The following is a 10,900-nucleotide window of genomic DNA, read 5'->3' as shown; positions in this document are numbered from 1 at the left end:
CTCAATCCCTGTTCAAATGAAGAAAACCACACTGCTGCTTGCCCTGTTGGCAATCATCATACCGTCGACTCTCTACGCGAAGAAGGGCGTAGAGGACAAGGTCAAGATCATGTCTTTCAACCTCCGAAACGGAGACTCTGGCGATGGAACCAACGCCTGGACTCTCAGGTACGCATTTACGGCCATGATGATTGACGACATCAAGCCTGACGTGATCGGCGTGCAGGAAGCTCTGGATTACCAGCTCAGCTATTATCCAGAGGTCCTCAACAGCTACAAGTACGTCGGTAAAGGTCGCGACGACGGCAAGAAGAAGGGCGAACATACAGCCTTTCTTTACAACAGCAAGACGACATCCGTCGTGAAGTGGGGAATGTTCTGGCTTTCGGAGAATCCGGACAAGCCGGGCGAAGGCTGGGATGCATCGGACAATCGCACCTGTACATGGGCCATCATGAAGGACAAGAAGAGCGGTAACCAGTACTGCGTGGTGAACACCCACCTCGACGAGGTCGGCGTGCTTTCCCGCCATAACGGCGTCTCCCTCATCCTTTCCCGTCTCGCGGAGATCAACAAGGACGGCCTTCCTGTCCTCTTCCTGGGCTGCTTCAACGTGAGCCAGGACGACATCTGTCTCGCCGAGGTCGAGAGCCAGATGAAGAATTGTCGCAAGACTGCGGAAAAGACCGACGACGGCGTCACGTACAATGCCTGGGGAAAGACCCAGCAGCAGAGCCAGATCGACCATATCTACTACTCCGGTTTCGACCGCTGCGAAGAGTTCAGCATCCTTACGAAGAAGTATGAGAACAGGTCCTTCCTGTCCGACCATTTTCCTGTAATTGCAGTCATGGTATTCTAAATCTACGGTTCCATGGCATTCGTACATCTCCACGTCCATACCCAGTACTCCATCCTTGACGGTTTCTCGGAAATCGGCAAGCTCTTCACGCGTGCCGAGGAGCTCGGCATGCCTGCGCTTGCCATCACCGACCATGGAAACCTCTACGGAGTGAAGGAATTCTTCAAGCACGCCGGCAAGCACAAGAGCGTGAAGCCCATCATCGGCTGCGAGGTCTATGTGACCCGTCACTACGACCACACTCTCAAGGACAACGCCCATAGGTCGTACTACCACCTCGTCCTTCTCGCGAAGAACTACAACGGCTACAAGAACCTCATGAAGATATGCTCCATCGGACATATCGAAGGTTCTTACTACGGCAAGCCGAGGGTGAGCCATGAGGTTATCGAGAAGTACCATGACGACCTGATCTGCTGTTCTGCCTGCCTCGCCGGAGAGATTCCGAGAGCCGTGGTGGCCGGGGACATGGACGCTGCGCGCAAGGCAATCAAGTGGCACAAGGACATATTCGGAGATGACTACTATCTCGAGGTTCAGCTCCATCGTACGGAGGTCGAGGGCCTCTCATTGGAGACCTACGAGAACCAGCGAATAGCGAACGACGGCATATTCGACCTTGCGGAAGAGATGCAGGTGAAGGTCGTCGCAACGAACGACGTGCACTTCGTGAAGAAGGAGGACGGCCCTGCACATGACCGTCTCATCTGCCTCACGACCAACGCATATATCGATGATCCCGACCGAATGAGGTACACCCAGCAGGAGTATCTCAAGAGCGAGGAGGAAATGGCCGAGCTGTTCCCTCGCCACCCGGAGGTCCTCGCGAACACCATCGAGGTTGCGGACAAGTGCGAGAGCTACACCATCGACCGTGGCCACGTACTTCCGAAATACGACATAGACCCCGAGTTTCTCGCGCATATCGACGAGCATCTCGAGAAATATAAGGAAATCATCGACTGCGGACGCTGCGACAAGAACGGAAACGACCGCGGAGAGGAATTCTGCCGTTCGGTGGCATACCTCTGCCATATCACCTACCAGGGTGCGCACAAGCGCTATGGCGAGACCTTCACCGAGGAGCAGTCCGAGCGCATACTCTTCGAGCTGCAGACCATCTGCCGAATGGGCTTCCCGGACTACTTCCTGATCGTGCAGGACTACATCGCCGCTTCCCGTGCGGAGGGCTATATGGTCGGTCCTGGCCGTGGATCGGCGGCAGGTTCGGTGGTTGCGTACTGTCTCGGTATCACCAATCTCGACCCTATCAAGTATCAGCTCCTCTTCGAGCGTTTCCTCAATCCTGACCGTATCAGCATGCCTGATATCGACGTCGACTTCGAGAACCTTCCTGCTGCCCACGACTACGTGGAGCGCAAGTATACTTCAGACCATGTGTCCCGAGTCATCACCTTCGGTACCATGGCGGCCAAGAGTGCGATCAAGGACGTGGCACGAATAAGCCGCCTCTCCGTCGACGAGTCCAACCGCCTTTCCAAGATGGTTCCGGACCGTCTTACCGAGAAGGTCGAGAAGGAATATCCTTTCAACCCTAAGCTCGACGAGCTGAAGTCCGGCTTCAAGGCCATCGAGAAGGAGGTCGAGGTTGACGATCCGGAGAACCCGGGCCAGAAGATACTCGTCAAGAAGATGTTCCAGAAAGGTCTTGAGGAGGTCGATGCGAAGATCACCCTCAAGAACTGCTACCGCCTCGTCCCTGAGTTCAAGAATGAGCTCGAGAACGGAAGCGACATCAACAAGGAAGTGCTCAAGTATGCCCTCCAGCTCGAGGGCAGCATCCGACAGGTGGGTGTGCATGCCTGTGCGACCATCATCGGACGAGGCAACCTTACCGACTACATTCCTATCTGCCTCTCGGTGGATAAGGAAACCGGCCAGAACGTCTGGACATCCCAGTACGACGGCCACTATATCGAGGACGTGGGAATGCTCAAGATGGACTTCCTCGGACTCAACACGCTTACGATCATCCACAAGTGCCTTGACCTCATCAAGAAGCGTTTCGGCACCGAGATAGATATAGAGGCCATCCCTATCGATGACCCGGAGACCTACGAGAAGATCTACTCGAAGGGAGACACGATCTCCGTCTTCCAGTTCGAGTCTCCGGGCATGATGAAGTGGCTCCAGAACCTCCACCCGGAGCGTTTCGAGGATCTCATCGCGATGAATGCCCTCTACCGTCCGGGCCCTATGGACTACATCCCGTCCTTCGTCGCACGAAAGCTGGGTCAGGAGCCGATCGAGTATGATCTTCCGGACATGGAGGAGTACCTGGCGGAGACCTATGGAGTCACTGTATACCAGGAGCAGGTCATGCTGCTGAGCCGCAAGCTATCGAACTTCACCAAGGGTGAGGCGGACAAGCTTCGCAAGGCCATGGGTAAGAAGCAGATTGCCGTCATGCAGGAGCTCAAGGAGAAGTTCATGACCCAGGGAATGGGCAACGGACATCCAGAGAAGACCCTCGACAAGATATGGAAGGACTGGGAGAAATTCGCCCAGTACGCATTCAACAAGTCCCACGCGACCTGCTACGCATGGGTCAGCTATCAGACCGGATGGCTCAAGTGCCACTATCCGTCAGAGTTCCAGGCAGCGAACCTGTCCTGCAACCTCAGCAAGATGGATGAGATCAAGAAGATCATGGCAGACTGCAAGAAGTCGGGCATCCGAGTGCTCAATCCGGACGTGAACGAGTCTGACAGCGAGTTCTCTGTGACCAGGAACGGAGACGTGCGTTTCGGTCTCGGCGGCATGAAGGGTTTCGGCGACAACGTCGTGAGGGCAATCATCGAGGAGCGCGAGAAGAACGGTCTCTTCCAGGACATCTTCGACTTCGCGGAGAGGATGGCCGGATCGGTCAACAAGAAGGCTTTCGAGTCCCTCGTATATGCAGGTGCATTTGACAGCTTCGGCTACCACAGGAGCCAGTTCTTCCTTCCGTCAGCCGGTGGCGACACCTTCATCGATTCTCTCGTGAGATATGCAGATCTCTATAAGAAGGATGCTGAGGAATCATCCGTATCCCTTTTCGGTGATGCCGAGGAGGTAAGGCCTACCCGTCCGGATGTACCTTCATATAAGGAGGAGGCTGCTGACAATATCGAACTTCTCCACAGGGAGAAGGAGGTTGTCGGAATGTACCTTTCGTCCCATCCACTCGACCAGTATGCCTTCGAGATGGAGAACTATGCGACTACCAAGATCATGGACCTTCCGGACCTCGTGAACGCGTGTCAGGAGAAGAAGAAGACTTCCAAGGTAACCATAGGAGGATATGTGCTCAGCACCGAGACAAAGATATCACGCAACGGAAAGAATTTCCTCACTTCCATCATCGAGGACTTCTCCGGAAACACGGAGATATCTCTCTTCGGAAAGGAGTACGAGGCCTTTGCACCTAAGTTCCAGCAGGGTCACTCCGTCCTCATCGAAGGCTCGATCGAGCCGAAGTATTTCGTGAAGCCGGACGAGAAGGGCAACATCCCGGACGTGCCTTATGCATTCAAGACCAAGAACGTCTCTCTCCTTGGAAACGCGAACGAAAGTTTCCTCAAGGAGTTCCGTCTGAAGATCAACACTGCACTGCTGAGCGCAGAGTTCAAGGATGGCCTTATCAAACTCCTCAAGAGGCACAAGGGCGACATCCCTCTGTCTCTGTTCATCATCGACCCGAAGACGCGTTATATGGTCGAATTTGCGACCCGCAAGTTCAAGGTGGCGATAACCCCTGACTTCCTCAAGGACATCGAGACTCTCGGTATCGAGGGCGAAGCGGTAAGGAAGAAATAATCACCTTTATTATTTAATAAAAAGAGGCGGCCTCGTTTGAGGTCGCCTCTTCTATTGTGAAGAATTGTGATTACTTCTTGTTCTCTGCCTTCTTCTCCATAGCCTTGGTCACGTCGTACATGACTGGGGTACCGATGAAGATTGAAGCGTAGGTACCGATGACGATACCGAGGATGAGTGCCACAGCAAGACCGCGGATAGTCTCACCACCGAAGAATGCAATCGCGAGCATGGTCACGAGAGTCGAGAGTGAGGTGTTCATGGTACGTGCGAGAGTGCTGTTGAGCGCTGAGTTCACGTTCTCCTTGAAGTCTGCCTTTGGATGGAGAGTCTTGTACTCACGGATACGGTCGAAGATGACCACGTTATCGTTGATAGCGTAACCGATGATGGTAAGGATCGCTGCGATGAATGTTGAGTCAACGTCGAGGGTGAAAGGAAGGATACCGCTGAAGAGCGAGAAGAATCCGATCACGATGAGTGCGGTGTGTGCAAGTGAAGTCACACCACCGATACCCCAGGTCCATCCACGGAAACGGAATGCGATGTAACCGAAGATAACGAGGAGGGCGATGATCACTGAGATGATTGCACCTCTCTTGATGTCGTTAGCGATGGTTGCACCCACCTTGTCAGATGAGATGATACCGTTTGCGTCATCGATTGATGAAGTGAACTGTGCAAGGTCGATGTTGGTTGAGTAGAAGCCCTTGAGTGCATTGTAGAGCATGCCCTCGATCTCTGCGTCAACCTCGGTAGACTCCTGATCGTGCTTGTAAGAAGTTGTGATCTTCATCTGGCTGTCACCACCGAACTGCTTAACCTCTACTGAAGAGTTGCCGGCGTCTGCGAATACTGCGAGAGTAGCCTGACGAACGTCCTCTGTGTTCACTGGCTTGTCGAAGCGTACAACATAGGTACGACCACCGGTGAAGTCTACACCGTAGGTGAAGCCCTTGATTGCGATAGAGAGGATAGAGATTGCGATGAGGCAAGCTGAAAGGATGTAACCGATCTTCTTCTTACCGATGAAGTCGATCTTGGTGTTCTGGAGGAAGTTCTCGGTAAACTTGTTGGAGAAGGTGATGTCCTTACCCTTCTCAACCCTGCCCTCGAATACGAGACGGGTGATGAAGATAGAGGTGATCACTGAGGTCACGATACCGATGATCAAGGTAGTAGCGAAGCCCTGTACAGGACCTGAACCGAATACGAAGAGAACGATACCGGTGAGGAGGGTAGTGATCTGACCGTCGATGATTGCTGAGTATGCGTTAGAGTAACCATCTGCAATTGCCTTGCTGAGGCCCTTGCCTGCACGGATCTCCTCCTTGATACGCTCGTAGATGATCACGTTCGCGTCGACAGCCATACCGAGGGTGAGGACGAGACCGGCGATACCTGGGAGTGTGAGGACTGCAACGAATGAGGTGAGGGTTCCGAAGAGGAAGAGCACGTTGCAGAGAAGTGCGATATCAGCTACGAGACCTGCTCCTGCATAGAAGAGGATCATGTAGATGAGCACGAGGATGAACGCGATCACGAATGAGATGAGACCGGCGCGGATTGACTCAGAACCGAGTGAAGGTCCTACAACCTGCTCCTGGACGATGGTTGCTGGAGCTGGGAGCTTACCAGACTTGAGGACGTTTGCAAGGTCCTCTGCCTCGTCGAGGGTGAAGTTACCGGTGATCTGTGAGCTACCGCCTGAGATCTCAGTGTTGACTACAGGGTATGAGTAAACCATACCGTCGAGGACGATGGCGATCTGCTTGCCGATGTTGTCCTTGGTCATCCTTGCCCAGATGTTTGCACCCTCGGCATTCATGGTCATGCCGACCTCAGGGCTACCACCCTGGTTGCCGTACTGAACACGAGCGTCGGTTACGACACCACCGTCGAGAGGTGCCTTGCCGTCACGTGAGGTTGCCTTGATTGCGATGAGCTCGTAGATGTTGTCGTTGCCGATGTAGCTTGATGGATGAACGCTCCACATAGGCTTGAACTCTGCTGGGAAGAGAGCCTCTACCTGAGGGTCATTGAGCCACCTGTTGATTCTCGCGGTATCAGTGTAGTTCGCGAAACCGATGCAAGCGCCGGTACCGAGACCACCGTTGTAGACAGCTGGCTGGAGAACAGAGAAGAGAGGGTTGCTCTTTGCGAAAGCATCATCAGATGCGTTCTCTGCCTGCTCGCCAAGCTCCTGTGCGAGGACGTCGCCCTCGACAGCCTCTGCGGTCTCCTCTGCTGCTGCGGTGCTGTGGTCAGCCTCGAGCTCTGCGATGAGTGCGTTAGCCTCTGCGAGGTAAGGGTAGATCTCCTGGTTCTCGTAAGTTGCCCAGAACTCGAGGGAAGCAGTTCCCTGGAGGAGCTTTCTTACACGCTCAGGCTCCTTGACGCCTGGAAGCTCGATGAGGATCTTGCCGCTGTTACCGATCTTCTGGATAGAAGGCTGGGTGACACCGAAGCGGTCGATACGGTTACGGAGTACGTTGAATGAGTTCGAGATTGCTGACTCAGCCTCGCCGCGGATCACTGAGATCACGTCTGCGTCGCTGGTCTTTGCGTCGATCTTGTCCCTCATCTCGTAGGTACCGAATACGGTTGCGAGAGGAGTGCCAGGGGCAACTTCCTTCCAAGCAGCCTCGAAGAGGGTGATGAAATCTTCCCTAGAGGCAACGCTGCGCTCCTTTGCGAGAGCGAGAGCCTGGTTGAATGCTGCTGACTGGTTGTTATCTGCAAGAGCTCTGACGAGGTCCTCGAGCTGCACCTGGAGCATGACGTTCATACCGCCTTTGAGGTCAAGGCCGAGGTTGATGGTCTTCTCCTGTACTTTCTTGTAAGTATAACCCAAATAAACTTTCTCAGTCGAGATAGAGTCGATGTACCAACGGGACATGTCCTTCCTGACTGAATCACGGACGTAAGCCTCCTCGTTCTGGAGGGCTGAAACGAACTTGTCGGCATAGGCAGCAGCCTTCTTTTCGTGGATGTTTCCTACGAGAGTGAAGGAGAGCTGCCAGAGGCAAGCGAGGCCCAGAAGGATGGCTACCAATCTGATTGCACCTTTACTTTGCATGGTTTTTGAATTATTGTTAATTATTGTTTTTTTCTACTATACGCCAAATAGGGCACAAATTTATATATTTTTTCCTAAATACGAATCTTATTGTGCAGAGAATGTGCTATTTTTGTCGCCCTGAAAGGCTTCAGTCAATGAAAAGTACAAGACTCATCATACTTGCATCCCTGCTCGTTCCGACCCTCGCGTCGGCCCAGTTGCCGGACTCAGTGGCGGTGGTGCCGCAGGAGCTTCCGGAGCTTCTTGCCGAGGAGCTTTCAGAGGCTCTCCCGGAGTCTCAGCGTGACACTGTTCGAGTATCTGTTGAGGTCCCTTCCCTGGAAACCGTCGTCGAGCATCCTGATACGCTGACCGCGTTCCTTGAGGAGATGGTGGAGGAAGTCATCCCCGAAGTTGCAAGGGAGCCGGAAGACAAGGATTCTCTTCTCGCACGTGCGGAGGCGCTCAAGGGCGTGTACGATTTCGCGGGTGCACGCAGGATATATGAGAATGTGATTGCCGATGAGACCGACTCTGCCGAGATAGCAAGGATAATCGCGATGAAGGTGCTCGTGGACAACGGCTTCGGGATGATGGATTATGTCATGGAGCCGACAGTCCTCGCTCGTCACCGTTTCTCAAAGAACGATTTCTTCCTCTTCTACCCTCTTCCGGAGGGAAGCTGGGTACCGTCTCCGAACCAGCTCGACCCTGACAGCGGAAGGGATGTCTCTGCAATCTATGCACCACAGGGTGCCGAAAGATACGTGTGGTCGCGCAAGGACGAAGACTCCCGCAATCTCTACATCATCGAGAAGAAGGATTCCGTATGGACGGAGCCAAAGCTCGTCAGCGAGGACTTTTCGAGCGAAGGAAACGAGGTCTGGCCGGTTCTGAGCGCAGACGGCAAGAGCCTGTACTTCTCTTCGGACGGACTCTATGGCCTCGGAGGCTACGATCTCTATGTGTCGAAGCTCGATGAGCGCAGCGGCGAATGGGGTGTGCCTATGAACCTCGGATTCCCGTTCTCCTCCCCTGCCGATGATTTCCTCTATATGGACACCCCGGACGAGAGATATACCGTGTTCGCATCCAACAGGGCCTGCGCTTCCGACAGCGTGGACGTGTATGTGCTCGCTTATGAGCAGATGCCGGTACGCAAGGTCGTGGACGATCCGGTAAGGCTCTGCGGAATTGCCGCCCTCAATCCTGTGGAGAATCTCTCACGTATGGACAACGGCGACACTACCGAGAATGCTCTCGAGGACAATGCAGATATCCTCAGATACATGACCAAGATAGAGGAAGTGCGGTCGCTGCGCGATTCCATAGCCGTTGCGACAAGGGAGCTCAACGAACGCCGCGTCGATTTCGCGACAAGCGACGATGCCGACCTGAGGGCGCTTCTCACTGAAGACATACTCAAGAGGGAGCAGAAATTGCCGCAGCTCCAGTCCGCATATGCAAGCGCGATGTCCGAATTGCAGGAAATTGAACTCGATTTTCTCTTCAAGGGAGTCGTCATCGACCCTGACAAGCTTATGAAAAAAGCAGAAAGAGAGGTGGTCGGAACCTCCGCAGCATACACTTTCTCAAGGATGCAGGCAGGAAAATTGCCACAAATCGTCTTCGAAGAGCCGGAAATCGACTGATTTTAGGCGAATCGATACCAAATATCGCAAAAACGGCTTCCAGGCTACTCTGGAGGCCGTTTTTGTTTTTTGATGTTTTTATTTTTCTGGATTTCTCTGCGTTTTCTTGAACGCTTTTCTGCGTTATCCATAAGGTTGGAATACCATTCGAGAAGGTTGGAATACCATTCGCGAATCTGCGTTGTATCATCGTGAAATGCATGATTTGAAATTGTTTTCTTGTGGGCATACCTTCGCATCGTCTTCAAAACGAAAGGCACACAGAATCAGTTTAACCCACTAAAATTTTTGAGTCATGTTTATCTTCATCATCGTATCACTCGGAGCAATGGCAGGAGCGTCTTACCTTGTAAAGAATGGTTATGTTTATTAATAGATGTCGCATACACATGACGTCGGCGGGAAGGATGATATACGTCATGCGCTAGTATTGCGCACGTACGGTTTGTAACATGGAACAGGCAATTGTTTCGGGTATAACTGATTCACAATGATTCGTCAACTCCTGAGATTGCCCTCGGAGACATGGAAACGGCCCCTGGAGTGATCCACAGGCCGTTTTCTGATTTTTAATGGAAAAATAGTTCAAACTTTACGCACAATAGTGTGTTTTGCCCGGGAACTCTTTGAGCTTCCGGGCTTTCTTTTTACCTTCATTGTGCAGAAAAGCGTATTCACGGACTAATAAATGGAAATCTCGTATATGAAAATCAAGAAGATCATCACACTCGCGGTCGGCATCGCAGCTTGCGTGACCGTTTCCGCACAGCGAATCGACCGGTCTACCACCTATGGTAAGCCAAAGCCGGTGTCAGACTCGGTCTATATGTCCCTTGCGGCCACACCTCCAATGGGCTGGAACAGCTGGAACAAGCTCGGAACCAATATCAGCGAGCAGACCATCAAGGAAATCGCAGACGCGATGGTGAGCTCGGGCATGAAGGATGCCGGCTACGAATACATCGTCCTTGACGACGGTTGGCAGATCGACCGCGACTCTCTCGGCCACATCGTGCCAGATCCGGACAAGTTCCCTAACGGAATGAAGGTGGTGGGAGACTACATCCACAGCCTCGGACTCAAGTTCGGCGTATATTCATGTGCGGGATCGAAGACCTGCCAGGGACTTCCAGGATCGAAGGGCTTCCAGTACATCGATGCGCACGACTATGCTTCGTGGGGCGTTGATTATCTGAAGTATGACTGGTGCTCCTGCGACGGTCAGAATGCCATGGCCGCTTACAAGACCATGTCGGAGGCACTCAAGGCTTCCGGCCGCCCTATCATCCTCAGCATCTGCGAGTGGGGCGAGAACAATCCATGGGAATGGGGTAAGGGCATAGGTCACCTCTGGAGAGTGACGCCGGACATCAGGAACGTATTCGATTGCGTCTTCGACTGGGGCGGCGTCGGTGTGCTCAATGCGATGGATGCGGCTGCGCAGTATGCAGAATATGCAGGTCCAGGACATTGGAATGACGCGGAGATGCTCGAGGTCGGCAACGG

5 protein-coding genes are annotated in these 10,900 nt (G+C 53.2%); 4 read left to right on the top strand and 1 reads right to left on the bottom strand.

What is annotated here, in order from left to right; all coding sequences use genetic code 11:
* On the top strand, positions 1-862 hold an 862-nt coding region (locus tag AC06ND_RS03335; protein WP_475677579.1), incomplete at its 5' end, for an endonuclease/exonuclease/phosphatase family protein.
* A 12-nt stretch (positions 863-874) separates the two neighbouring features.
* Positions 875-4,681: a DNA polymerase III subunit alpha gene (locus AC06ND_RS03330; protein ID WP_475677578.1), complete on the top strand. Its 3,807-nt coding sequence runs from the start codon at positions 875-877 to the stop codon at positions 4,679-4,681.
* 70 nt (positions 4,682-4,751) lie between these two features.
* Here AC06ND_RS03330 and secDF read toward each other — a convergent pair whose 3' ends face one another.
* Positions 4,752-7,760 (bottom strand): protein translocase subunit SecDF, encoded by a 3,009-nt coding sequence (gene secDF / locus AC06ND_RS03325; RefSeq protein WP_475677577.1) that lies wholly within the window; start codon positions 7,758-7,760, stop codon positions 4,752-4,754.
* Between the two features lie 137 nt (positions 7,761-7,897).
* On the opposite strand from secDF, the gene AC06ND_RS03320 reads away from it, so the two are divergent.
* Positions 7,898-9,394, top strand: coding sequence for a TolB family protein (locus tag AC06ND_RS03320; RefSeq protein ID WP_475677576.1), 1,497 nt, complete (start codon positions 7,898-7,900; stop codon positions 9,392-9,394).
* Positions 9,395-10,097: 703 nt separating this feature from the next.
* The coding region (locus tag AC06ND_RS03315) for a glycoside hydrolase family 27 protein (protein WP_475677575.1) at positions 10,098-10,900 on the top strand (803 nt) is incomplete at its 3' end.

It is taken from the genome of Candidatus Cryptobacteroides sp., from assembly GCF_056207615.1.
Note: the sequence above shows the minus strand (reverse complement) of the source record. Positions and strands in the feature narration are given on the sequence as shown.

Excerpts from the sequence above, each read along its gene's own strand:
- AC06ND_RS03330 (WP_475677578.1), top strand. The coding sequence starts at position 875 with ATGGCATTCGTACATCTCCACGTCCATACCCAGTACTCCATCCTTGAC.
- secDF (WP_475677577.1), bottom strand. The coding sequence starts at position 7,760 with ATGCAAAGTAAAGGTGCAATCAGATTGGTAGCCATCCTTCTGGGCCTC.
- AC06ND_RS03320 (WP_475677576.1), top strand. The coding sequence starts at position 7,898 with ATGAAAAGTACAAGACTCATCATACTTGCATCCCTGCTCGTTCCGACC.